This is a genomic window from Microcystis viridis FACHB-1342, from assembly GCF_014698335.1.
In the GTDB taxonomy this organism is placed as follows: Bacteria; Cyanobacteriota; Cyanobacteriia; order Cyanobacteriales; family Microcystaceae; genus Microcystis; species Microcystis ichthyoblabe_A.
Genome location: NZ_JACJSV010000025.1, coordinates 1 through 23,326, shown reverse-complemented (window position 1 = coordinate 23,326; position 23,326 = coordinate 1). Strand labels below are relative to the sequence as shown.

General features: G+C 43.9%; 25 protein-coding genes. 11 read left to right on the top strand and 14 right to left on the bottom strand.

The features are described from left to right. Positions 1 to 238 precede the first annotated feature (238 nt). The 3 genes from recJ (at position 239) to apcB (ending at position 4,202) form a co-directional block, all read left to right on the top strand. The gene (recJ, locus tag H6G40_RS10210) at positions 239 to 2,203 is read left to right on the top strand and encodes a single-stranded-DNA-specific exonuclease RecJ (RefSeq protein ID WP_002732373.1); all 1,965 of its coding nucleotides are present in this window, start codon (positions 239 to 241) and stop codon (positions 2,201 to 2,203) included. Between the two features lie 167 nt (positions 2,204 to 2,370). Then, positions 2,371 to 3,510: a glutamate 5-kinase gene (proB, locus tag H6G40_RS10205; protein ID WP_069474066.1), complete on the top strand. Its 1,140-nt coding sequence runs from the start codon at positions 2,371 to 2,373 to the stop codon at positions 3,508 to 3,510. A 98-nt stretch (positions 3,511 to 3,608) separates the two neighbouring features. Continuing rightward, complete coding sequence (apcB, locus tag H6G40_RS10200; RefSeq protein ID WP_199309388.1) at positions 3,609 to 4,202, top strand: allophycocyanin subunit beta; 594 nt, start codon at positions 3,609 to 3,611, stop codon at positions 4,200 to 4,202. A 63-nt stretch (positions 4,203 to 4,265) separates the two neighbouring features. Here the strand turns inward: apcB and ruvX are convergent, their stop codons facing one another. Further along, the gene (gene ruvX / locus H6G40_RS10195) at positions 4,266 to 4,745 is read right to left on the bottom strand and encodes a Holliday junction resolvase RuvX (RefSeq protein WP_069474065.1); all 480 of its coding nucleotides are present in this window, start codon (positions 4,743 to 4,745) and stop codon (positions 4,266 to 4,268) included. Then, positions 4,745 to 5,986, bottom strand: coding sequence for a GNAT family N-acetyltransferase (locus H6G40_RS10190; RefSeq protein ID WP_002732511.1), 1,242 nt, complete (start codon positions 5,984 to 5,986; stop codon positions 4,745 to 4,747). The genes ruvX and H6G40_RS10190 overlap by 1 nt, the downstream gene beginning before the upstream one ends. A 211-nt stretch (positions 5,987 to 6,197) precedes the next feature. Between H6G40_RS10190 and H6G40_RS10185 the strand changes: the two genes are divergently transcribed. Together H6G40_RS10185 and H6G40_RS10180 are read left to right on the top strand one after the other, a co-directional pair. After that, positions 6,198 to 6,704, top strand: coding sequence for a hypothetical protein (locus H6G40_RS10185; protein WP_002731881.1), 507 nt, complete (start codon positions 6,198 to 6,200; stop codon positions 6,702 to 6,704). A gap of 8 nt (positions 6,705 to 6,712) precedes the next feature. Beyond that, the gene (locus tag H6G40_RS10180) at positions 6,713 to 7,120 is read left to right on the top strand and encodes an MAPEG family protein (protein WP_002734719.1); all 408 of its coding nucleotides are present in this window, start codon (positions 6,713 to 6,715) and stop codon (positions 7,118 to 7,120) included. Positions 7,121 to 7,210: 90 nt separating this feature from the next. Here the strand turns inward: H6G40_RS10180 and H6G40_RS10175 are convergent, their stop codons facing one another. Further along, positions 7,211 to 8,251: an adenosine deaminase gene (locus tag H6G40_RS10175; RefSeq protein WP_002733386.1), complete on the bottom strand. Its 1,041-nt coding sequence runs from the start codon at positions 8,249 to 8,251 to the stop codon at positions 7,211 to 7,213. 241 nt (positions 8,252 to 8,492) lie between these two features. Between H6G40_RS10175 and H6G40_RS10170 the strand changes: the two genes are divergently transcribed. Then, entirely contained in the window at positions 8,493 to 9,323 is an 831-nt protein-coding gene (locus H6G40_RS10170; RefSeq protein ID WP_069474064.1) for a hypothetical protein, read from the top strand. Between the two features lie 227 nt (positions 9,324 to 9,550). On the opposite strand, the gene H6G40_RS10165 is transcribed toward H6G40_RS10170, so the two are convergent. Then, positions 9,551 to 10,441, bottom strand: coding sequence for an alpha/beta fold hydrolase (locus H6G40_RS10165; RefSeq protein ID WP_069474063.1), 891 nt, complete (start codon positions 10,439 to 10,441; stop codon positions 9,551 to 9,553). A 739-nt stretch (positions 10,442 to 11,180) separates the two neighbouring features. Here H6G40_RS10165 and H6G40_RS10160 point away from each other — a divergent pair. Further along, positions 11,181 to 11,366 (top strand): hypothetical protein, encoded by a 186-nt coding sequence (locus tag H6G40_RS10160; RefSeq protein WP_002731861.1) that lies wholly within the window; start codon positions 11,181 to 11,183, stop codon positions 11,364 to 11,366. 200 nt (positions 11,367 to 11,566) lie between these two features. Here H6G40_RS10160 and H6G40_RS23250 read toward each other — a convergent pair whose 3' ends face one another. The 6 genes from H6G40_RS23250 to H6G40_RS10125 all read right to left on the bottom strand — a co-directional run bounded on the left by H6G40_RS23250 (position 11,567) and on the right by H6G40_RS10125 (position 16,393). After that, entirely contained in the window at positions 11,567 to 12,397 is an 831-nt protein-coding gene (locus H6G40_RS23250; RefSeq protein WP_242028740.1) for a hypothetical protein, read from the bottom strand. Between the two features lie 37 nt (positions 12,398 to 12,434). Continuing rightward, complete coding sequence (locus H6G40_RS23955) at positions 12,435 to 12,881, bottom strand: DUF6636 domain-containing protein (RefSeq protein WP_002794146.1); 447 nt, start codon at positions 12,879 to 12,881, stop codon at positions 12,435 to 12,437. Positions 12,882 to 12,894: 13 nt separating this feature from the next. After that, positions 12,895 to 13,377, bottom strand: a complete 483-nt coding sequence (locus tag H6G40_RS10140) for a CHAP domain-containing protein (RefSeq protein WP_002794147.1) — start codon at positions 13,375 to 13,377, stop codon at positions 12,895 to 12,897. 115 nt (positions 13,378 to 13,492) lie between these two features. Further along, complete coding sequence (locus H6G40_RS10135) at positions 13,493 to 14,215, bottom strand: CHAP domain-containing protein (RefSeq protein ID WP_002794149.1); 723 nt, start codon at positions 14,213 to 14,215, stop codon at positions 13,493 to 13,495. 46 nt (positions 14,216 to 14,261) lie between these two features. Further along, on the bottom strand, positions 14,262 to 15,221 hold the full coding sequence (locus H6G40_RS10130) for a glycoside hydrolase family 75 protein (RefSeq protein ID WP_069474062.1): 960 nt from the start codon (positions 15,219 to 15,221) through the stop codon (positions 14,262 to 14,264). Between the two features lie 62 nt (positions 15,222 to 15,283). Then, positions 15,284 to 16,393, bottom strand: coding sequence for a DUF2235 domain-containing protein (locus H6G40_RS10125; protein WP_069474061.1), 1,110 nt, complete (start codon positions 16,391 to 16,393; stop codon positions 15,284 to 15,286). A gap of 520 nt (positions 16,394 to 16,913) precedes the next feature. On the opposite strand from H6G40_RS10125, the gene H6G40_RS10120 reads away from it, so the two are divergent. Further along, positions 16,914 to 17,630, top strand: a complete 717-nt coding sequence (locus H6G40_RS10120) for a hypothetical protein (RefSeq protein WP_190537618.1) — start codon at positions 16,914 to 16,916, stop codon at positions 17,628 to 17,630. A 69-nt stretch (positions 17,631 to 17,699) separates the two neighbouring features. Here the strand turns inward: H6G40_RS10120 and cysK are convergent, their stop codons facing one another. After that, positions 17,700 to 18,659 (bottom strand): cysteine synthase A, encoded by a 960-nt coding sequence (gene cysK, locus H6G40_RS10115; protein ID WP_002734500.1) that lies wholly within the window; start codon positions 18,657 to 18,659, stop codon positions 17,700 to 17,702. A gap of 252 nt (positions 18,660 to 18,911) precedes the next feature. On the opposite strand from cysK, the gene H6G40_RS10110 reads away from it, so the two are divergent. Then, on the top strand, positions 18,912 to 19,106 hold the full coding sequence (locus H6G40_RS10110; protein ID WP_002753616.1) for a hypothetical protein: 195 nt from the start codon (positions 18,912 to 18,914) through the stop codon (positions 19,104 to 19,106). A 650-nt stretch (positions 19,107 to 19,756) separates the two neighbouring features. Here H6G40_RS10110 and H6G40_RS23680 read toward each other — a convergent pair. The 3 genes from H6G40_RS23680 to H6G40_RS10100 all read right to left on the bottom strand — a co-directional run bounded on the left by H6G40_RS23680 (position 19,757) and on the right by H6G40_RS10100 (position 20,920). Beyond that, positions 19,757 to 19,885, bottom strand: coding sequence for a hypothetical protein (locus tag H6G40_RS23680; protein WP_256380573.1), 129 nt, complete (start codon positions 19,883 to 19,885; stop codon positions 19,757 to 19,759). 398 nt (positions 19,886 to 20,283) lie between these two features. Next, positions 20,284 to 20,646 (bottom strand): DUF5615 family PIN-like protein, encoded by a 363-nt coding sequence (locus tag H6G40_RS10105; protein ID WP_002753611.1) that lies wholly within the window; start codon positions 20,644 to 20,646, stop codon positions 20,284 to 20,286. Then, positions 20,621 to 20,920 carry a hypothetical protein gene (locus H6G40_RS10100; protein ID WP_103112216.1) on the bottom strand — a complete coding sequence of 100 codons (300 nt, stop codon included), beginning with the start codon at positions 20,918 to 20,920 and terminating at the stop codon, positions 20,621 to 20,623. Before H6G40_RS10100 ends, H6G40_RS10105 begins: the two co-directional genes overlap by 26 nt. 435 nt (positions 20,921 to 21,355) lie before the next feature. Between H6G40_RS10100 and H6G40_RS10095 the strand changes: the two genes are divergently transcribed. Then, entirely contained in the window at positions 21,356 to 22,633 is a 1,278-nt protein-coding gene (locus tag H6G40_RS10095; RefSeq protein WP_190537615.1) for a hypothetical protein, read from the top strand. Between the two features lie 148 nt (positions 22,634 to 22,781). After that, a partial coding sequence (locus H6G40_RS10090; RefSeq protein WP_190537613.1) for an RNA-guided endonuclease InsQ/TnpB family protein occupies positions 22,782 to 23,326 on the top strand: 545 nt, incomplete at its 3' end.

Genomic DNA, 23,326 nt, shown 5'->3' with positions numbered 1-23,326 from the left:
ATTTGTGAATCTACTCAGTTGGGATTCCCTGATAATCTTTTTTTTAAAACTGTGCTTTCTGGGTTTTTTGTCTTATAATTCAGACTCTTGGGGGGTTCTATCCCCCGATCCTCCTGTGCATTAGTTTTTCGGTGAAATGCTTAGACGCATTTGTTGATATATTTGTACCAGTCTAAGAGTCACTGATAATTCCTAAAGGCAACTCTCCTGACTCCTGACTCCTGACTCCTGATAAAAAATGCCCTACAAATATCCCATCCAGCGCTGGTATATTGCCGCAACTAATCCCGAAAAAATCGCGGGGTTAGCGCGGGAAATGGGATTATCATCCTTATTAGCAACTATCTTAATTAATCGCGGTATTGATACCCCCGAATTAGCTAAAACTTATATTGATCCTGAAGCGGATACCTTACCCTCTCCCCTGGGGGAATTTCCCGACTTAGAAAAAAGTGTCAATTTATTAGTAAAAGCGATCGCTAGGGGCGATAAAATTGCTATCTGTGGAGACTACGATGCCGATGGCATGACCAGTACATCTTTACTACTAAGAGCCTTAAGACATCTCGGCGCTAGGGTAAATCATGCCATACCCAGTCGCATGAAAGAGGGATACGGAATTAATCAGCGCATTGTCGAAGAATTTGCCGAATCTGGAGTCGGATTGATTCTCACCGTTGATAATGGCATTTCCGCTCACGAACCGATCGCCCTAGCGATAGAATTAGGATTAAAAGTTATTATCACCGATCATCACGATCTACCGCCAATTTTACCAAATGCCTCCGCTATTCTCAACCCGAAATTATTAACCCCTAACTCTCCCTATCAGGGATTAGCAGGGGTGGGAGTCGCCTATATTTTAGCGGTGACAACTGCCCAAAAAATGGGTAAATTACAGGGATTAACCGAGTCATTATTAGCATTATTTACCCTAGGCACTATAGCAGATTTAGCTCCATTAATCGGGGTAAATCGTCGCTGGTTAAAACGGGGTTTAAGAAAATTACCCAAATCCCAATTAGTCGGGATTCAATCCCTGATGCAAATAGCGGGAATTAGCGAGGAACAAAAGCAATTACAACCGGATGATATTGGCTTTAAATTGGGACCGAGAATTAATGCAATTGGCAGAATTGGCGATCCCCAGATAGTTATTGAATTATTAACCACCGATGACGCAGGAATTGCCTTAGAAAGAGCAATGCAGTGCGAACAAATTAATCGTACTCGTCAAGAATTGTGCGAAAAAATTGAAGAAGAAGCGATTAAATTAGTAGAAGAAACACCGATTCTTTGGCAACAAGATCGAGTTTTAGTCTTAGTGGAAAAAGATTGGCATCATGGGGTAATTGGTATTGTGGCATCCCGTTTAGTGGAACGCTACGGAGTGCCGGTTTTTATTGGTACTTACGAGGAAGAAGATACGGATAAAATTCGCGGATCTGCCAGAGGAATTGAAGAATTTCACGTTTTTGAAGCCCTGCAATTTTGCCAAGATTTACTAGGAAAATTTGGCGGTCATAAAATGGCGGGGGGTTTTAGTTTACCCACAGCTAATTTACTAGCATTTAAACAAAGATTAAGTCAATTTTCTCACAAAATTTTACAAATAGAACAATTAAAACCTTTAATTAAAATTGATACTATCATTGATTTTAAACAAATTACCCTGGAACTTTTTCAACAAATTGATAGTTTACAACCCTGGGGAATTGGCAATGAATTACCCGTTTTTTGGACTCCTAACGTGCGAGTAGTGGAACAGAAAACTATCGGAAAAAATCATTTAAAATTATTGCTGGCTCAAAGCGATAATACCAGAATTAAAGCCCTAGCATGGCGTTGGGGCGAATATTGTCCTTTACCAACTCGTTTAGATATTGCCTATAAACTCAAAGAAAATACTTGGAATGGTAATACAACCATAGAAATTGAATTAGTGGGAGTGCGATTACCCCAAGAAAATGATAATATTAAAAAAGCAATTTTTATGCACGCCGATAAAATCTATCAATGTAGTTTTTGGGGTGATTTAAACGAGATTCGCATCAAAAATGAACAGGGCGAGATTTTAGTCGTGCAGAAAGGGCAGCGCATTGGTTTATTAGGGAAAAATCGGCAACAAGCTAGAGAAGTCAACGTGACTGAACCCCGTTTTTATACTTTAATTAAAGTTGCCATCAAAGCTTTGGCTATCTAGGGCTGGCTGAATAGAGATAATACCAAATCCGTTTTTAATAGTGTGATTAACTCTCAAGTTATGAATTGTTTCTCCCTACACCCTACACCCTACACCCCACACCCCACACCCCACACCCCACACCCCACACCCTACACCCTACACCCTACACCCCACACCCTTTGACGATGAACCAAACCATAGTGATCAAAATCGGTACTTCCAGTTTGACCGATAATCAAACCGGCCAATTATCCCTCTCCACGATCGCCGCTTTAGTGGAAGTCCTCACTCGGTTGCGCGCTGCCGGTCATCGGGTGGTATTAGTATCTTCCGGGGCCGTGGGGGTGGGCTGCCGTCGTCTGGGAATACAGGAAAGACCGAAAAAAATCGCCCTCAAACAAGCGATCGCCGCCGTCGGTCAAGGTCGTCTGATGCGGATCTATGATGACCTCTTTACCAGTCTTGGTCAACCGATCGCCCAAATTTTGCTCACCCGTCCCGAATTGATGGAACGCACCTGTTATGTCAACGCCTATAATACTTTTCAGGCTTTGTTTGAATTAGGGGTGATTGCCATTGTCAACGAAAATGATACAGTGGCGATCGATGAGTTAAAATTCGGCGATAATGACACTTTATCAGCCCTTGTAGCCAGTTTAATCGAGGCTGACTGGTTATTTATCCTCACCGATGTGGATCGCCTCTACAGTGCCGATCCGCGGCTATTTCCCGAAGCACAGGCCATTGCCCGAGTTAGTCCCGCGCAATTAGCGCAACTATCGATCGATGCCGGTAGTAGTGGCAGTCAGTGGGGGACCGGGGGTATGGCGACTAAATTGGCCGCGGCCCGGATTGCCACCAGTGCCGGGGTAGAAATGGCGATTACTAGGGGACGGCAGCCCAGCAATATCTTAAAAATTATGGCAGGAGAGGCGATCGGAACCCGTTTTGAAGCACAAAAACGCAGTGATAACGCCCGCAAACGCTGGATCGCCTACGGACTAATGCCCATGGGTAAAATCTATCTCGATGCTGGGGCGATTCAAGCCATTTGTCAGGGGGGAAAATCTCTCCTAGCGGCCGGGATCACCAAAGTGGCAGGGGAATTTAGTGCCTCGGAATCGGTGCAATTGTGCGATCAAGAGGGCCGGGAAGTGGCCAGGGGAATTGTTAACTATAGTAGTGAGGAGATCGATCGAGTTAAAGGTCAACATTCCGAGCGTATTGCCAGTTTATTGGGTTATAGGGCGGCGGAAACCATCATTCATCGCGATAATCTCGTCATTTTGAGTGCCTCGTCCACCAACTCGACTAATAAGGGATAATTCCGCCACCCTGAGCAAGTCCAGCCAATGCCTTAAATGTAAAGAAATGTCTCAAAAAAACAACAAATTGTTAGACAAGCAAGAGAGTTAGACTAGGGATGTCCCCCGAAGTTCAACCCTGTGAGATTATAAATAAAGCGAAACTCAAAAATGTCTTTATTGCTGTTGGGAGAAACTTAATAATGCGAGACGCGGTAACTAGCCTGATTAGAAAATACGATGTCACCGGACGTTATCTCGATCGAGATGCGATCGATAATCTTAAACAATATTTTGCCTCGGGAACTGCCCGTCTAGCTGCCGCCGCCCTCATTAACGCTAATTCGGCGGCGCTCGTGCGTGGGGCGGCGATTCGTCTATTTGAAGAAGTTCCCGAATTGATCCGCGCTGGGGGTAATGCCTACACCACCCGTCGTTATTCTGCCTGTCTGCGGGATATGGATTACTATCTCCGCTATGCCAGTTATGCCCTAGTAGCTGCTGATACTAATGTTCTAGATGAGCGGGTACTGCAAGGACTGCGGGAAACCTATAATTCCCTCGGTGTCCCCATCGGTCCGACGGTGCGCGGTATCCAAATCATGAGCGAAATGATTCAAGCCATGGCTGTTGAGGCGGGTATTGCCGACACCTCTTTGATCGCTGAACCCTTTGATCATCTCACTCGCGAATTAAGCGAAGTGTCTATTTAAATTCAGTTATCGGTTATCAGTTAGGAAAGGCAAGAGGCAACAGGCAAGAGGCAAGAGTATTTATTAATTTGTCTCCCGTCTCCTGTCTCCTGTCTCCTGTCTCCCGTCTCCTGAATTATTAACTCGCCGTCGGCGATCGAGCCATTGTTGCAAAATAATCGCCGCCGCTTCCCGATCGATCGCTCCCTTATCCCAAGAGGAAAACTGTTTTTTGGCTTTTAAGAATTCTTCCGCCTCTAGGGACGTGCAACGCTCATCAATGTATTCGAGGGGCAAATCCAAGGCGATCGCTAGTTTCTGGGCGTATTTTTGTACCTGTTTGGCCTGAAATCCTAACTCTCCGGCCATGGTATAGGGCAGTCCCGCCACCAAAATCTTAATATTTCTTTCCTTGACAATTGCCTTAAACTGTGCTGCATCGGCAACAAAGGAAGAACGGATAATCGTAGTCAAACCAGTGGCGATTAAACCTGTACCGTCACATCCTGCCACTCCTACCCGTTTTTTGCCGATATCTAAGCCCAGGGCGGCGACCCTTTCCATTACACTGGATGCCCCTGATCCGGGGGTTCCGAGGGGGGTTTAGCGGGGGGAAGTTCTCCCGGACTGTCGAGGGAGTCTAGGGGGGGATTATTGGGCCATTTTAACCAAGACATCCGACTAGGGATGGGAGTTCGTGGCACCGATTGTAAACCCTGGAGCATTTCTGCTAAGGCGGAATTTTCCGGCTTAGTTTCGCGGATTTTGTGCCATACCGAGCGCGACATCATCAGGGTGTGGGAACTGCGGATTGCTCCCAATTGTTCCAGATATTCCCGTCTTTCGTGCTGATAATCGGCAGATATCAACTCTAGCGAGCGAGGGGGATACTTGCGAGTGATCTGGGCCATCTGGATTAATAACTTAGGATAGAGCCAAGTGTAGGCGGGATGGACAATTAATTTCGCTTGATGGGGTCGCTCATCCCGATTAGATAGAATTAATTCAAAATAACCGATCGCCGCTTTTCGTTGCGGTTCAAAAACGTAACCGCGACTAATTTGCGGACCGCCGCACCAACTCTGACAGCGACCGAACAAACTATCAACTAAACTGATTTTAAAATCCTGGATATGGCGATCAAATACCTGACGCAGTAGCGGCGGCATAGACACACAATCTAACTGATAAAGCAATTGAGCGTCAGCATTGCTCACAGGCAGTAAATTCGGTAAATCTGCCTCTTGTTTGCTCAATTCCTGTAATAATTGCGGCGGTAAAGACCAATAGGTTAATTCTGCCAAAGGCTGAAAACCGTGTTGCCGGAAAAGTGCCAAACTGTCCTTTTGATTGATATTAACCTCTAACACCCAGGTGCGGGCTTCCCAAACCGTTTCTAGACAATAACGCAGTAATTGCGCCCCGATGCCCTTGGGTTCGCCTAAAGACTCCCCTGGATGCACCCGCACCTGTTCCACCCGCCAAGTGCTGCGACTACTATTAAAAGGAGTGACTTGGATAGCCCCGCGAATTTTCCCTTCTTCTCCCTGATTAGCCAAGGACTCGGCCACATAGACATGAAAACGGTGTTGGAGAGGATTGGGAAAAAAACTGAGAATTTTAAACAACCCAAACCAAGGCCGCACCTGCTGCACCTGGGTGCGGAAATTTTGGGCGCGACGATCAATATCCTCATCGAAGTCATCCAGGGTTAAAGCTTCAATGTCTTCCAAATCCCGATACTGTACGGGACGGATTGGGCGATCGCTGAAATCGTCCCCTTGGGGAACAGGAGAAGTGGTCATGGCTCTGGGGTAAATATCGTCTATGCACCTATCTTACCGCAGAATCTAGAGGCACTTCCCCACCAATAACAATTTCTGACGGCTCAAGGAGACTGCCACAGAAAGGACACCTCGATGAGCATCTGGGGTTTTTTAGTCCAAATTTCCAATCATGAGAATTCGATGCTACAATAACGGACGGTTAATCAGTCCGAATTTGCAGTAAAAGTCTTTGAGTCAATCTGTAGATACCACTAACACCCTAGACACTCTAGCTCAAGAACTGGCCGCCATTCAGCAGACCGGTTCTAAGCGCGTCGCTTTATTGGGTTCCCGTCACGTTCCCATCACCCACCAGCAATTGATCGAAATGATGGCCTATGCCCTCGTGCTGGCGGGCAATCGGATTATGACCTCCGGGGCGGCGGGAACCAATTCCGCCGTCATTAAGGGGGCAATGCGGGCAGATCCTAATCTGTTAACCGTGATCTTACCCCAAAGTCTCGATCGCCAGCCCCTGGAATCCCAAGAACAACTTCAGCAGGTTATCCATCTGGTGGAATGTCCCGAAAATGACCATCTATCCCTAGGGGAAGCCAGCAGCCTCTGTAATCGCGAGATTATCAATCGTTGTCAACAGTTAATCTGTTTTGCTTTCCACGACAGTCAGACTCTTTTGCAAACCTGCGCGGAAGCAGAAGATCAACGCAAGCTAGTTACCCTATTTTATTTTGACTAAATTCAGCGATGAATCTCTCCGTCAGTGCCATTCTTCTCTATTCGATAGTGGCTGCCGCTATCTCTGTCTATCTACCTTTTCTGCTGGTGGCCTACGCTAGAGCTAAGGTGGGTTACAATACCTCCGCTCCCCGGGCCATGTTCGATCAACTCCCATACTACGCCAAACGAGCAACTTGGGCCCATCAAAATGGTTTTGAAACCTTTATGATCTATAGTGCCGCCGCTCTCATGGCCTACGTCACAGGAGTCTCCTCATCCCTAGCTGCTAACTGTGCGATCGCTTTTGTGATCCTCCGGCTTCTATTTTCCCTTTTTTATATCATTAATATCCCGATCGCTCGTTCCCTGATGTTCGGTCTCGGTTCTCTCTGTACTTATACTCTCTTTGGGTTAAGTTTAATCAAGATTCAGTAGAATTACCCAAACCAGATGCAGGAGAGTGGAAAAACGCTATAGTTCGGGAGCGGTAAAGAATTTGCTTAACCCAAACTATAGTTAATTGTGTTACTGATAAACCGGTAATTTGGGATTATCTACTGATAACAAACCGGTTAAAAGTGAGGCGGGTTTTTGACTATAGGGCCAGGCAAAAGCATGGCGAAAAGCCGCATCTTGACAAGCTTGTAATTGTCGGAAATCGATCACATCTAGGGTGAGTAAATTCTCGTACTCGAAGGGCAGCCGGACATTGTGTAAACCAGCATTATCGGTACAGATAGCAATATCAACCCCCGCTTCAAAACAGCGATCAAAGACTATCTTTAATTGCGATAAACTTTCGAGGGTGCCAGTTTTTAAATAGGTGGTGGGACAGACTTCTAAACATTGATGACGACGGGCAACTTCCGGCAGCAATTCTGGGTATTGTAGGGGAATTTGAATACCGTGACCAATTCTTTGCAGATAGGGCAGTAATTGGGGATAACAACCGTTCTTTGTTTCATAAAGATGACCGGTGGTATTTAAACCCTCTTCCCTGGCATGACTGTATAAACCAGCAAATTCCTCTAGTCGAGTTTGGTAGTAGGAATCACCTCCAGCAATATCGATCGCACAGACGTATTCTCTCATCTCTAGGGCCAGATCAACGATCGCTTTGTTGACTTCGTAGGGAAGTCGCGAGTGCATACAGAGAATTTGACTGGTAATAATCGGATATTCGCTCATTTTCGAGGCTTGACCAACGATCTCGACAATTGATCGCATTTGCTCGATTCGCTCTGTCTGGTTCAAATGTTCGTCGGTGCGATAGTAGGGAGTATAGCGCAATTCTAAATAGGCAAGATTCTCGAAGATATAAGCACCGCGAATCAGACGATAGATAAAATAGGGCAAAGTTTGGGCGGTTTGGACACTTTCGACAAGGGTGTGTAATTCTAAATACTCATCTAAACTATTGCGTTCGCGGGTGTAAAATTCCTCAAAAGCGGGATATTCTGGGAATTTATCCGCTAAATCCCGCTCATGTCTGTGAAAGTAGCGCCAGAGAATTCTCGGTACTACCGATCCCCCTAAATGCCGATGCAAATCCGCGTATAAAGCCACAACTCCGCTGCTCCTTAGTCTCTCAAATGTTCCTTAAATATAACGAAGTTTTACAATTGTTTGACAATTGCTCGCAAATAGTATCAGTACCTAGTCGGTGAACAGTGTGGGGTGTGGGGTGTAGGGTGTGGGGTGTGGGGAGTTTTCTCAGTGAACTGATAACTGATCAGTGATCAGTGATCACTGATCACTGCTTAATGATTTGATAGCATGGAGGAAAACCTATAGAGGGTGAAGCGGTATGAGTAACTATAAAGATTCTTCTTCCATGCGCTATTTCTTGGCAGGATTAAAACCCTTTGCCCAACCTTTATTTTGGCTGCCCCTAGGAATATTTTCCTTAGCTCTCATTGCTTTCTCGATATATCAACAGAATCCTGAATGGTTGGGTTCGGTATTCGATACCCCAGGAAAGTCCTTGGAGGAACGCGAAATCGAGAGCAACAAGATTACCGATACTCCTCTCCCCACTGCCGTACCACTGCCGGCCATTCCTGCCAATAATAATACCGCTCGCCCGGGGAGACCGGCCTCGACGCAGCCTTTTGATCCTTTAAATACTAATCCCAATGACAACCAGAAACCCTCTTTATTCGCTCCGTTAATGCCGCCAGTCAAGCCAAATCCAGTACCGAATGCTAGTAAAGGTCTGCAACCGATTCAAGTGCAACCGATTAGTGGCAACACTAGCAATTATCCTTTACAGAGAGAAATCGAAAATCGCTCGCGGACTGCTAACTTGAATAATTATTCTAATCTCAACCCTGGGGGCAACCCGAATCAAGTCGCCCCCCAGGGAAATTATTCCCCTTATCAACAAAATGTTCGGACCCTACCCTCCCGGAATAATGCCAACCCTAACCCCGTCCCTGGCTCTAGCAACCAATCCAACTATTATCAACCCCCCATATATCAGGCCCCCGTTTACGGCAATCAACCCAACGTCACTGGTTATCCCAATCAGGGAATACCGCCCAACAATAATGGCATCCCCAATCAAGTTCCCCCTCAAAGTATTAACCGGGGTTTCTCCATCCAACAACCGATTAATACCCGGTCTTCTGGTTACTAGAAGGACTTAGATAGGGATTGCTGAATAAATCTAAAAACCTTGTTGGATAATATTTTTAGACTTTTTTGAAATCAAAAAGTACCAGCGATTGGAGTGATTGGGGGGAAAATTCAGGGACTTTTTCCCTGAAAATTAGGTAATTGACCGCCTGAAAATGGGTAAAACCCTACACCCCACACCCCACACCCCACACCCTACCCCCACCAACAAACTTTTTGCCGCAAACCCTAGATAGGAGCTTGCAGGAAGTCTAATAAAATCGGATTAACTATTTCTGGGGCCTCGTCCTGGGGACAGTGGCCTAAGCCAGCTAAGGGGATAAACTTTTTTACTGTCGGGAATCGTGCTAATTCTTGGCCCAAGGGCAAGGGTTCCCAGGGATCCTCGCTACCCCAAAGCAGAATGGCTGGACAGGGGAGAATCGGCAGTAGATCTTCCGGGAGTGGGCCACCAGAATAACCGGTAAAAGCGAGGAAAACCTCGATCGCTCCTGGATCTCTGGCGGGTTTTAAGATTATTTCCACTAATTCCTCCGTTACCGCTTCTGATCGCCGATAAGCTTGCAGGAGAATTTTACGCACTGTCTGGGGTTTAGCGATCTGTTGGAAGAAAAAAGCCCCAATTGCTTTATTTTTGAGAATTATTTGGGCAAAATCCGCTCCTAAACGACGATACCAGGGTAATTCCCCCCGTTTTCTTTCGTGAAGTAGTCTGAGGGAACAATTAATCGCCGCCACCCCAAGGACAAAATCGGGATGATCGACGGCAGCCTGCATAATGGCGATGCAACCGATGGAATTCCCCGCCAAAAAAGCAGCACCCCCCACCACTTCCCGACAAAAATCGGCAATTTGCGCCCCCCAAGTCTCGAAAGTGTAATCGATCTCGTTTTTCGGTTCGGGTTTGTCGGAACCGCCAAAACCAATTAAATCTAGGGCAAAACAGCGACATTTTTCGCCTAAAACAGGGATATTTTTCCGCCAATGTCCCCAAGATGCCCCAAATCCATGCACAAGCACGATCGCGGGTCCTGTCTCCCCCGCACTTTGATAGGTGATTTTGAATCCCCGCCAATGCCAGATTTTTGCTTGTGTCTCTAATCCTAGAATTTGCTGCATACTTTGTTGTGTCTGTAAAGTATTTGTTGCTTTTCTTAATATATACTGTCAGGTTAAGTGGCGGCTTGGCTGGTGGTCTGGGGATGAGGTTTAAAGACTGATCGGGTTCCAATTATTTTTATTAATAAATATTTTACACACTTGATACTGGGTAAGCAAGAGGCTACGGCACTACTAACAGATCATTTCCTCTAAAAAAATGGAGAATCACGTTTTTATCCATGACTACAATGCACAGTAAAGCAAAGGATTAAGCCTCCATCACTACTACCGAATCACCACCGATCAAGAGTAAGACTGATTCTGTATTCTGTGCTACCGTTTGAATTGGGAATTACTGTCTAGAATTTGGTATCGACGACTGGCGACTGGCTCCCCAAAACGAAAACTGGCTCTTCGGGACTTGGTATGGTTCGATATGGGGGCATAAATCGACTAAATCCTTATCTGGCAAGGGATTTAATTGATTAGTTCGCTCTAGATCGCAAACAATTGACAAAAATCGCGGTAATGTCTGTCTCTATAAGGGTTTCATTCCTTATAACCCCCATCCATTGCATAACACAAACCGAAGAGCCCGAAAACTTTATACCTCGCCCTTGAGATGACTGTTATAAGTTATGTTGAGAAATGTGTAGAGTTGGAGCAAATCCTTGACGGGAACCTAAGGTCTTGTGATAACTTGTATAGGAGTTATCGACAAGACCCCATCAGCTAGACAGACCCTTCCAGTTTCTCTATGTTTCATCCTAACCAATCGGAAACCCGCGAAGATATCCGTGAGTATGTGGCTCAACTACAACTTCACATGGCTTTACAAGCTCGTAATCTCGTGCCTAGTCTGACTAATACTAGAGATAGTCGCGAGAAACTGCTGCAGGATACCCAGGCGACTATTGAAAAAATCGTTTCTCGTCATTTCTAGTTGACCGATTTTAGCATAGTCACTTGAGCCACAGGACAGGCAATACAGGTGCCACAATTGCCACTGCGATTGTTTGATAACAGTATTGACTAGAGCTTTCAGTTTTTGGGTAGTCATCATTTTTGCTCCTTTTTTGCCTGATTCTGGACAGGTTACTTTAACAACAGCAGACAGTTAACAAATAGGATATTTTCCCTTTGTCAAGTTAAGGAAGTTACAGTGAGTTGGATGCTATCTCGATTATTGCCATAGGCGATGATCACATCGTTAGCAAAGCAGTAAAGCCGTCCTGTTTTTGGGGCTATAAACTGTTTATTTGTGCCGATGAGGAAGAAACTATCTTGAGCTTTATCAATTGAACCAATCAGTGAAAACCAAGGTGAATTAGGCATTCGTCGTAGTCCTTCACATAGTTTCAGCAAGAAATTAGGACTTTCATAACCATCAGCATTAGAGGTAATTGTCCAGTCTGTCCATTGACCTGTTGCTTGAAAATGATATTCTTGTCCAGCGACAAGATTAATTCCCGTATCGTTCCAGATTAGTTTTGAGTCTATGGTTATAGGGAGATTTGTGTTTTGCATTGCAAGCAGGGAACGTAACCCAAGCCAAATCTTAAATTTTTTTTCCAGAGATAAAGAATCAGGAATCGTCACTGCACCTTCAGTATTATCAGTATTAAAAGCATTGGCTTGTTCACAGGTATCTTTATCTGCTAATGATTGATCAGCTAATTTAGTGATCGCTTCCAGATCACTTACTTTTATTTTTTTCTCTAAGATTAACTGACTTTGACGAGTCGAGTCTAATTGCCTAGAACTGACAGGATAGAGAAAGAGGACATCTTTTGGCTCATTATCTGCCACTAAAAGGCGAGTTACTTCTAATTTTGGACAGGGGACTTTAACTACTGCGAGTGTTGATAGATTCTCAGCCTTAATTTGGGCGATTGGGAAAATCAAGCTGAGAAAAAGAGTCAAGCTGAGTCCTAATAATAGTTGAAAAAGGTGATCAACGGTGTAGGTTTTCATAATTTATTGTCTCCTAGGAGATTGGGAATTTTTTATTTCAAAAAGCCTGCCACTGCTGACGACTCAGAAAGAAACCGTGTCCACCGGGATTACCACACATTAATCCCGTTCTTTGTGAGATACATTTAAAGCCTGAATGTTGCCAAGTTTTTCCATAAGAAAGGATGTTATTAGTACCGGCAATGGTATCACTTATACAAAGAACTTCTGGTTTACCTTGTTGAGGGAGCAGAAAACCAGCTCCCCAATCAAATTGACAATAATTAGGATAAGGTTGAGGGGGTAGAGGATTTAACATACTTTGGATCTCGCACCGTAGCATATTATTATCTTTCCCAATTAGAGCGCAATAAATGTTACCACTTGGCATCACAAAGCTAGGGGGATTTTGAGCGTTAAGTTCACTGGATAGGACGCTTATGACACAGGCGCTCAAAGATAAACAGACAGGGATGCTAACTTGATTTGTTAGAGTTTCAATCATGTTACTAATGTTGTTAGGAGTTGAGCAATACCTGATCAAGTTCAGAATCTAGTTTGCTAGTTTGATAAGGTGGACGACCATAACCCATAATCGTGCTTCCCTGATGGTTTACTCGTTTAACCTGATTATCAACATTCCCTCGAATCGCAACAATTGAACCATCAGAATTCACTTTTTCGACAATGCCAACGCTATCAGGCGACCGATCATTTCCCCAGTCAAAGAAGACGATATCCCCAATTTGAGGAGTTGTATGCCACCATCCATGTTCTTCAAACCATTTTTTTGCGTGGGGATGATAGGCAAACCCTTTATCTGTGGTAATTTCTAACGGTAAACCCGCATGATAAAAGCAATAAGAAACAAACATTGCTGCCCAAGGAACATGATTCATACCATACCAATCATTGTATTTAGTTTGGTTAGAACCTGAAGGGGTTTCTTTTGTACCTATTTGATCAATGGCAATTTGTAAAACGTCTTGTGGAGTCGTCATAATTTTAGTTTCTTCCTAAATAGCTTGAATTTTGAGGTTAATTCAAGCTTTTAAAGATGAGGTATGGCTTAATTTTTCTGTTTAATCCCATACCTCATCCACATCTAGTAATCATTTAGTCGGTTGTGATGGGTGCTTCCCATGCCGCATCCCACGAGATCGGTCCAATAATGCCATCAACTGTTAGACCTTTTTGTTTTTGGAATTGTTTTAGGACATTCTCATCTCGCTCCTTGAAGACACCATCAGCCTCAAGATTCCAACCTCGGTGAATCATTTTTCGTTGCCACTGCAAGACATCATCTCCTCGCATATAAGGGCTAGTTAGAGCAATGAAACGTTCCCAAACTGGATGTTCCTCTTGATCAGGGGGGACTAGACCATGATAAGGAGGACGACCATAACCTAAAATCCCTTTTTTCTGAGTTTTACGGCAAACTTCGCCACCGTTAGAGTCACCAAAATCATCAGAGGTATTCCCTTCAATAGCAACAATTGAACCGTCAGAATTAACTTTTTCAACTATACCGACATGATCGGATACACCATCACCTCCCCAATCATAAAAAACAACATCACCCACTTGAGGATCTGTATGCCACCATCCTTTATTTCTAAACCATTTCACTCCATAAGGACAATAAGCAAACCCTTTAGGTGTAGTAATGGGTAAAGGTAAGCCCGCATTGTAAAAGCAATAGGAAACAAACATGGCACACCAAGGCTGATAATCCATACCATACCAAATACCAAATTTATTATGGTTAGAATTTTTTGGGTTTTCTTTGTAGCCAATTTCCCGGGCTGCAATTTGAAGAACTTGTTGTGCGGTAGTCATAGTGATATTCCTCGATAAAGTAAAGGTAAATTGGCAGTTTTCTAGGTTAAGATGGGCTAAAACAAGCGTTTAACCTGGCCATTCCCCCCCAATTGTTGAAATGTTTTTCGGCTTCGGTGTTAATCTCAGAAAGCGATCGCGGCTTACCGTTGCCCGAGCCAGGAAAAACGACATACATAATACCGCTACTCACACCACCTGTTCGGGGACTGGAAGGAATGCCCAACGCTTCAGCAAGGGCAATTGAACCCTCGCCAATTTTGTTGGATGGACCAACATCTGCATAAATCCCATTGACAATCTTGCCGTTTTTACCATTAAAAACCACGGCAAAATCCCCCAGTTTTGCCCCGGCACTGCCACCACCGGGGAGAACAATATAGGGTATCCGAGTAGAATCAACATAGCGACTGGGATCAGTTTTTGCCTTAGTTCCATCCTGTAAAGCTGTCATAGAGACAAAATAACCTTGATAGGGTCCAGAGGGTTGCTCATAAGCTCGATTAGGATTTTGAGGGTCAGGGACAAGAATATTCTTCCACCAAGACGTATTTGGATAACCGGCATTTTTTAGATCATCTAAGCCAATATTGTCGGGGTGATAAGCATTAGGCGCACCATCGGCATCAATACTCATTTTTGATTGATAGAAAAAAGCGGTTTGTCCTGCAATTTGCCAAACAGAATGACCGCCAATTTCAAAGAGTTTCGTTCTTGGTTCACAGCTTATGGAAGAAGCTTCAATTTCTAAAGTAATTTTTTCACTGGCAACAGAATGATTATCTTGATCAAATCCTCTCGCTTCAATTTGACGTTTACCGTTGTCAGTAAAACGATAAGAGACTGACCAATTGCCATTAGAAACTGAGCTATTACCGAAGTGCCACTTATTTTCTGCCCATAACTCAATCCGAACAATTTCATGACTTGCAGTGCCTTTAAAATTAACGTTATCTGTTATGGCAAGTGTGGCATTATTACTGGGTTGATTAATTTTGATAACCATTAATTTGATCCTCAGTTAAGTAAAAAGTAAAGTGAAGGCGACATTTTTGAGGCAGCGAAGTGCTAAACAGAGACTATTTCTTTCTTTCTCAAAGCACCAAGCTCTTGCTCAAGCATCATTTGAATTTCGGGAATAGCGGGTTTATAAGGGGGATTAAGATTCAGGTCTGTCCAGCGATTTTTAACACTTTCATGCAAATTGCTAACATCCCCTTCAAACTGACGAGGTGCTGTTCCCGCTACATTAAATGGCCATTTTGACGTATTATCAAAACGCGCACTACAATTGGGATGAACTTCATGTTGAATATAACTTTTATCTAAGACCAAACCCAAGGTTTCGACTTGTTCCATCATCCACAATAAAGCTCCATCGGATAGGCCAGATTCTTCCTGAGAACCTCCACCAACACAACCATGACCCCCCGGAAACCAAACTTGAACCACTTGTTCTTTTTGTTGTCTGATCTGGGTAGAATGGGGACGCATTAGCGTTACATCAAAGACTTTACGAATTTCATCAATGGCAACTGCATGAAACGCCTTTTCAATTGTAGGATTGATGGTCGAATCATAAAAGCGATAACGTTCGTTGAACTTTTCATCCAAGTGCAGAGAATGAACGATATCAGGGATACCTAAAGAAGCAACCGTATCCCAACAGCATAAGGCTTTAATGGGAACTCGTCGTCCATACTGATTACGGAAATCAATGGCATTTTTACCGTTAGGTGCGTTATTTTGGTCTTGTTTGTCTCGGTAAATTTCGTAGGCTTTGGGAATTTGTCGGATAAATTCTCGATACAACAAACCGCAATTATAAATTAACCCAGCTAAACAGCGTACAGTGTAAGCTCCCCGACTAAACCCAAAGAGATAAATTTCATCTTCAGGTTGATAGTTTAAGCACAGAAAACGATAGGCATCCTCAATCTTATGATCCATGCCAATGCCTAAAGCACCTCCAGTAATTTTAATTAAAGTATCAGTCATCTCGGCATTAGATTGTTTTGTCCCAATGCCTTCGTCATAGTAGATGATTTGACGGATGGGGTTGCCCTTACTATCATCAAGTGGCGTGATAGCTTGCACCATTTTGACGACATTGGTAGGATAAGCTTGTCCTAAATCTTGCCAAGTTCCATCACAACAAACAATAAGACGGCTTTTCATAGCGATGAACCTCCTAGGTTTCTTAAAACTCGCCAGTTTATGGAATATTTGAGGATTCTAGTGAATCATGACTCAAAATTATCGAGATTTTCCTTAAGGTAAAATTCCCGCAAGACCCAACCGAGACAAAGAAAGTTCTAACTCTGTTCGGAAATGATATAGATGAGTTAGATAGCCAGCTTGACTAGGTAAAATTAGGTGCGGTACTTATACTTACTACTCTAGATCGTCTATCAGAATTTACTGCCCCAAAGACGGCAAATTAACATATTTCTTTAGGTTTCTGTATATAAGTTTACAGAATATTGTTCAGCTATTTATTAATAAAAAAAGTTGAGTTTGATTGAAAACCATCCTAACACTTTAGCTCGCCAATCTGAACTTTAGCCGATTCTCGATCGCAATTTTAGGCCACCCTAGCACTTCGCTCTTTTCCCACAAGGATTTTTACCGAGAAAAATGATCTGTCTGCCTGAGAACAGGCTATAGTGATCATCAAACCCTCAGTGAAAAACTTCCTGTGTCTTCAGTATTCCGCCTTCCTCCCTATTTTTCTCCCGCTCTGCAGCGTCGAGTCATCAAAACTCTCGCCGCAAAAAAAACCCGTCAATTCTTGACATGGGCGGCAGCTTGTGCTAGTTTTTTGATCCTCTGGGCGTGGAATTGGCAGCTAGTTTTGGCCACTTTAACCGGGGTGGGGGCGATGATCGGAGTTTACCATCTCCAGGGGCAAAACTGGCCATCGCTGTGGCTGTGGTGGCGTGCTTTTTTCAGCGCCGATAGCGGTAAGTTAACTTTAGCGGTAGTCTGTGGCGGTTTAGGCAGTTTAGCCACCTATCTCGCTGTGGCAATTTGGACCTATGCCGAAAATCGCTGGTTGGCCCTGGGCTCAATTTTGCAAGGATTTGGCACGGTTTTGACTTTAATCCTGCTAGGATGGCATTTTCTCGACCATCGCGGTGAAAATGAGTCAAAAAACTTCGATCGCTGGTTAGAAAAATTAACAGTCAATGATCCCTTAATGCGCTTAATGGCCGTCCGACGTTTAAGTGAAATGGAACTTTCCCCTAGTCGTCGAGAACAATGTCAAGAATACTTTCGTTATCTTCTCTCGCGAGAAACCGACACGCAAGTGCGCTCGGCTTTACTTGATAATTTTTCTGGCAAAGAAGCAATCAAACCGCAACCTTTACAAATACCCCTACAGGTGAAAAAATCCCTCTTGAAATATGATTAAAAAGCTCTCTGCTATTAGCAATCAGCCCTCAACTAAAGCTGACTGCTAGAGGCTGAGGAGGATATTTTTTTACACCAAAGTTAACTCGCGCTCCTCGATATTTTGGAACATCAGCGTACTCAGATAACGTTCTCCAAAACTAGGCTGAATCACCACAATTAATTTACCCTCATTTTCCGGTCGTTGGGCCAGTTGAATTGCGGCACAAAGATTGGCACCGGAAGAAATCCCCGAAAGTAAACCCTCTTCTTTTGCCAAACGACGACCAAATTGAAAAGCTTCCTCATCACTGACGGTAATTACCTCATCAATCAGATCTGTGCGTAAAACTTCTGGAATAAAACCCGCACCGATACCCTGAATTTTATGGGGACCGGGATTACCCCCGGAAATCACCGGACTATTGAAAGGTTCCACCGCGACTACTTGAAAACTAGGTTTACGAGATTTAATCACTTCAGCGACTCCCGTAATCGTGCCACCAGTACCCACACCCGCAACAATAAAATCTACCTGTCCGTCGGTGTCTTGCCAAATTTCCTCAGCAGTGGTGAGACGGTGAATTTCTGGGTTAGAAGGGTTGCGAAATTGTTGCAACATATAAGCCCCGGGGATACTATCGACAATTTGCTGCGCGCGTAAAATTGCCCCTTTCATGCCTTGGGAACCGGGGGTAAGTTCTAGGGTAGCACCGTAGGCTTTTAACATCGCCCGGCGCTCTAAACTCATCGTTTCCGGCATAGTTAAAATCAAGCGATAACCCTTAGCTGCCGCAGTCATCGCGAGGGCAATTCCCGTATTGCCAGAGGTGGGTTCCACTAAAACCGTGGTTTCTGGATTGATTAAACCCGCTTTTTCGGCGCTATTAATCATGTGAGTGCCAATGCGGTCTTTGACGGAAGCAGCGGGATTCATCCCTTCTAATTTCATCACAATTCGGCCAAGACAGCCCTCCGCTTGGGGAATCCGATTCAATTGTACTAAAGGTGTGCGGCCAACCAATTCGGTGACATCGTGAGCGATACGCATGATATTTTCTCAGTCTGGGTGATTCGTGTGCTTAGTTATAGCGGTAAGTTCTCAGCTTTAGCGTTTGAGAATTTCCTCACTAGCCAAGGAGGCGCTATATAGCTCACTTATAGCAAAGGCCAGCCCTAGATCGGCAAAATTTCCATTTTCCTTTGTTTCTTTAATCAGTCCGCCTAGCTTGAGAGGATGTCCTATAAAATCTAGATATGATAGGAATGGGATTTTTCTGACAAACTGAAGGTTTTCCCACTGGTGAAAGAGGCTAATCCGTCTTATTTAACCCCTGAAGAACAAGCTTTATCCCTAGAGCAACGTCTGGCTTTTCTCAAGTTACCATTGATTGAGTGCAGGCGTATCCTTGAAGGGCAGGCTGAGTCTATGCTTGACCACTATCAGCAGGATTCTGAATGGCAGCAGTTAATGTCAGGTGATAGCATCAGCTACTAACTTTTAAATTCTGAAAAGTAGGTTACTTTGCTATGGCTAACTCACTAAAATATGCTGAGATACTATCCAAATTTTTGAGAAAAAAGCGATAATTCAACCTCGCTGATTACTGATAACTGATAAGTAGTCGGACATAAATTCTGTTGTCTATCTTGAGAAATGTAAATTGCCGCAATTCTTACTGACTACTGACTCCTGACTCCTATCTCCTATCTCCTGAATCCCGTCTCCTGAATCCTATCTCCTAACCCCATGGTAGATGTTGGATTTTTGTAGGAGTTCTATTTTTCAACAAAGATAAGCAAAAATTATCTACTAACTCCAAAAACTTGAGAATATTTAAATTAACATTCCGCAATATTTATAAATTCTTAAGAATTAATTGAGAAAGATTTTTATTTAACAACGATTTTACAATGGTTACAGCGATTTGATAGAATTTCATAGTGGGTTGTTGTGTGCTTTTTTGAACAGCAATGGTTGAAACCCTTGCCACACCTACAAGGTAATCCTAATTAAGACGGGTAAATCAGTCAATTTCACCCACAACGATGATCTTTTTTTTGTGTAGTTTTATTGCAAAAAAAAAGTTTTTTTGACAAAAAGCACAAAGTATGATAAGTACCCAACCTATTTCTGGCTGCCAGTAGTTATTGCAGAGTGGGAGTTGGGAAGCTTTTCCAGTAATCAGTGGACTGAAAACGCAAATCTGATAACTGATGACCCTCTTTTCTTTCCTCTGGCATCAAAATGGTTTCCCAACGCAAGGTGACAGCCATCATAATTTCGTTGGCAATCTTACCGATGTCGTTTTTGACCGCGCTGCCCTGAGCTCAGCGTTCGACAAAAGCTCGCGCCGAGGTCTGAACGGTGCGTTCATCCGGCGATGACTGGGTTTTTTAAGCGGTTGCTTACCCGGCCCCCTATTCTTAAGAGCATACATCATATAAAGTCGCCCTAAAAGGGCGAGGCTTTAAACCCAATTTTTCGGTAAGTTTTGACGAAATATTGGGTGAGGATGTGTAAATCCGATGTGAATCCCTAGTCAGGGAGAATAATGTAAAGATTTATTAAATTGTAGCGTAGGATACTGTGCGGGGGGTAGAGTGTATTTTTGTTTTGAATAGTTGGGGAGAGATTAAGTTAAGATTTGTGACAAGATCGAGACAAACCAGAATTAATAGTTCCAGTGGTTCAGGGAGATGAACTGATTAGCAAGGGGGACGTTAGCAGTTTCGAGATTGGCGATTGCCTTGACAATTGCCTTGAAGCCCATATTTTTTAAGAGGTTAGCGTTACGGTAAACCGCGAATATCCGCGAATGGCTGGGATTGGCTTGGTGCAACTCTTCAAAGTCATCGCAGTTATGAGTTAGCAGAATCCGATTTTCCTGTATGGCATAGTCAAGTACGACATTATCTGTGCAGCCAGCCAAACCAATTTCATTGATCGTCAGCACGTCATGACCAGCAGCCGTAAGTAACTTAACCAGAAGTTGGGCTTGCGAGTCCTCATCAAGCAATAATCTTAGACTCAACACTAATCCCCTTTGCTTCCAGACGGTGGCGTTCTTCTTCTGCTTCTTGCTTGAGTAGCTGCTGATTCGTCTCGCAATAGTCAATTGCTTCATAGATGGCAGCCAGGGGTAACTCCCAATTAAGGGCTGCTTCTTGAGGAGTCATGTCATTGACAATCATATCTGACCAGACATCAAAAGCTTTCAGCCTCCTGCCTTGAAAACAAAGCTGTTGTCGCCAGGAATGAGGACGTTTCTCTAAATACTGCCATTGAGTTTTCGCTACGTTGGTAGTCATGCTGATGCCTTGATGAAAGCTGGTATCCCTAGTTTATCCGATTAAAACAGGGGAAACCACCTGAGACTCCTTCCCCTGTGAATCCCTAGTCAGGGAGAAGAATGTAAAGATTTATTAAATTGTAGCGTAGGATACTTTTCGGGGGGGGTAGTGTGTATTGTTGTTTTCAATCGCCTTTGGGGTTGGGTGGGGGGTGGGGGGGAGCCTCTCACCTTTGTAACCCCTAAATCAGGTTTTTATGTCAAGCTATTTTGAAAGCCTTGCTAGAAACCAGTTTTATGGATAAGTATGATTACTCACTTGCATAAATGAGATGCTCCCGGGTGGGGCTGTTGCTTGACCCAAGCTACAGATCGCACTGGTATCAAAGGTGATTGAACCAATCACTTTTAAACCCAAACCAAAGACAAGACATTTTTCTCAAGGAGTTTTATTATGGCATTCGGTGACAAAAGCCAATGGGATTATCTAGCAATGGCTTTGATAAAGGAATATCGTGCGTTGCAGAATGCGTCTGCTCCGCAGGAGCGTGGGAAAACGTATTTCCAGTTTGCTGGACAGCCTTTACAGGCCGATTGGACATCAGGAACAGACTATCCCGCTTGGACACGCGCAAATATCGTCCCTGGTGATTTAGACGGCTTTTATCGAGAAACAACGAGTCTGGTGGCACGTTCATATTCTACCTATATTAGTTCCATTGCCCCTACCGGTTTTCAGACAAACCCGCAATATCAGGGATATCAAACTAATCTTTCTGCCCTGGAGAGTGACTACGCCACGCTGGCTGGCCAGGCAATGGATGCCTTCATTCAGTGGAAAAAACGATACCCAGAGATTGCTGGAAATACTACCTATTTTCAATGGCTTACCACTGAGGGGACGGAGGGTCCTAGTTGGAATGCACAAATTCAAAATAACCAGGAACAACAAAACAACGTCAAGAAAACAATCGCCGACTTTGTGAAAGCCGTTGATACGGATCTTGGTAGTGCACAACAAGCTGTAACTGAACCTGCCAATATGGAAAGCTTCACCATTGGTGGAGTAACCCAGACGGAATTGTTGACCACCATTGAGGATCTTTCCACTATATTGACCAAATGGACATCCAAGTCAGAGGGAGCGTATGAGCTTGATATTACCATCGACCAGGAAACCCTAGAAACTGGGGAGTGGCAGGAGTCAATCCAGTCGAGTGTGAAGCAAAACTGTTGTTCAATTTCATCGTCGGTGACGATTGACTGGAAGCGCGTGATTCAAGATACAAAATATAAGCTACAGGTGCAGGCTATCGGTGCAAACAATTTCCTGATCAGTCGGGGGAAGTGGTACAATGCAGACTGGCTAATGGCATCAAAGGTCGAGTTTCCTCAAGGTAGCCGATTTACAATGAAAGACTTCTTCGGTGAAGAAGGCACATTGCACATGGTGCCGGTATCAGTATTTGTGATTTACAAGCCAAAGGTGACACTTACTATCAGCACACAGACATACACTGAAACGGTGAAGAGTTACTACGATGCCTCGGCAAGCGTCTCGATTTTTGGACTAAATTTCTCGCTGGCGGGTGGTGAAGAGAAGTTTGTCCAAGACGGACCAAATGACACCAAGATCATTACATTTGACTCCTTCAGCGACCCGACCGCAACCCCGTTAGTCTTTGGAATGTCTTCCCAAGCTTTCTATCCGCCACCAGCACCAGCAAGCTAGTGCGATCGCATCGCCTGTAGGTTGGGTTGACGCAAGGAAACCCAACTTCCATATTCATCGAAAATTTGGGTCTGAAACCCCGTCGTTCTACGACGGCTTTACTGTTAAATATTAGAACATTTACGAAATATATGCTAAAATGTGAGGTATGGAAAAAGCCTATTCGTTTCGATTTTACCCCACACCCGAACAAGAGTCGCTATTGCGGCGCACATTGGGCTGTGTAAGATTAGTTTACAACAAAGCTCTCCACGAACGAACACAAGCTTGGTACGAAAAGCAAGAAAGAGTAGGCTACGCTCAAACTTCTTCAATGCTAACCGATTGGAAAAAGCAAGAAGAATTAAACTTTCTCAATGAAGTAAGCTGTGTACCTTTACAACAAGGGTTAAGACATTTACAAACAGCTTTCACTAATTTCTTTGCTGGTCGTACTAAGTATCCCAACTTTAAGAAAAAACATCAGGGAGGAAGTGCCGAATTTACTAAGTCTGCTTTTAAAATTAAAGACAAACAAATCTATTTAGCTAAATGCACAGAACCTTTACCTATTCGATGGTCAAGACAAATACCAGAAAGCTGTGAACCAAGTACAGTAACAGTCAGATTACATCCTTCTGGACGTTGGCATATTTCAATTAGATTTGATGACCCAACGATTAAGCCTTTACCAGTAACAGATAAAGCCATCGG

What these genes read in the sequence shown, in the direction of transcription:
- H6G40_RS10180 (WP_002734719.1), top strand. Translation starts at nt 6,713, where the DNA reads ATGAATCTCTCCGTCAGTGCCATTCTTCTCTATTCGATAGTGGCTGCC.
- H6G40_RS10140 (WP_002794147.1), bottom strand. Translation starts at nt 13,377, where the DNA reads ATGACGACTCCACAAGACGTTTTACAAATTGCCATTGATCAAATAGGT.
- H6G40_RS10190 (WP_002732511.1), bottom strand. Translation starts at nt 5,986, where the DNA reads ATGACCACTTCTCCTGTTCCCCAAGGGGACGATTTCAGCGATCGCCCA.
- H6G40_RS10125 (WP_069474061.1), bottom strand. Translation starts at nt 16,393, where the DNA reads ATGAAAAGCCGTCTTATTGTTTGTTGTGATGGAACTTGGCAAGATTTA.
- H6G40_RS10135 (WP_002794149.1), bottom strand. Translation starts at nt 14,215, where the DNA reads ATGACTACCGCACAACAAGTTCTTCAAATTGCAGCCCGGGAAATTGGC.
- H6G40_RS10170 (WP_069474064.1), top strand. Translation starts at nt 8,493, where the DNA reads ATGAGTAACTATAAAGATTCTTCTTCCATGCGCTATTTCTTGGCAGGA.
- H6G40_RS10095 (WP_190537615.1), top strand. Translation starts at nt 21,356, where the DNA reads ATGGCATTCGGTGACAAAAGCCAATGGGATTATCTAGCAATGGCTTTG.
- proB (WP_069474066.1), top strand. Translation starts at nt 2,371, where the DNA reads ATGAACCAAACCATAGTGATCAAAATCGGTACTTCCAGTTTGACCGAT.
- apcB (WP_199309388.1), top strand. Translation starts at nt 3,609, where the DNA reads ATGTCCCCCGAAGTTCAACCCTGTGAGATTATAAATAAAGCGAAACTC.
- H6G40_RS10165 (WP_069474063.1), bottom strand. Translation starts at nt 10,441, where the DNA reads ATGCAGCAAATTCTAGGATTAGAGACACAAGCAAAAATCTGGCATTGG.
- H6G40_RS23250 (WP_242028740.1), bottom strand. Translation starts at nt 12,397, where the DNA reads ATGAAAACCTACACCGTTGATCACCTTTTTCAACTATTATTAGGACTC.
- cysK (WP_002734500.1), bottom strand. Translation starts at nt 18,659, where the DNA reads ATGCGTATCGCTCACGATGTCACCGAATTGGTTGGCCGCACACCTTTA.
- H6G40_RS23955 (WP_002794146.1), bottom strand. Translation starts at nt 12,881, where the DNA reads ATGATTGAAACTCTAACAAATCAAGTTAGCATCCCTGTCTGTTTATCT.
- ruvX (WP_069474065.1), bottom strand. Translation starts at nt 4,745, where the DNA reads ATGGAAAGGGTCGCCGCCCTGGGCTTAGATATCGGCAAAAAACGGGTA.
- H6G40_RS10130 (WP_069474062.1), bottom strand. Translation starts at nt 15,221, where the DNA reads ATGGTTATCAAAATTAATCAACCCAGTAATAATGCCACACTTGCCATA.
- H6G40_RS10100 (WP_103112216.1), bottom strand. Translation starts at nt 20,920, where the DNA reads ATGACTACCAACGTAGCGAAAACTCAATGGCAGTATTTAGAGAAACGT.
- H6G40_RS10160 (WP_002731861.1), top strand. Translation starts at nt 11,181, where the DNA reads ATGTTTCATCCTAACCAATCGGAAACCCGCGAAGATATCCGTGAGTAT.
- H6G40_RS23680 (WP_256380573.1), bottom strand. Translation starts at nt 19,885, where the DNA reads ATGGCTGTCACCTTGCGTTGGGAAACCATTTTGATGCCAGAGGAAAGA.
- recJ (WP_002732373.1), top strand. Translation starts at nt 239, where the DNA reads ATGCCCTACAAATATCCCATCCAGCGCTGGTATATTGCCGCAACTAAT.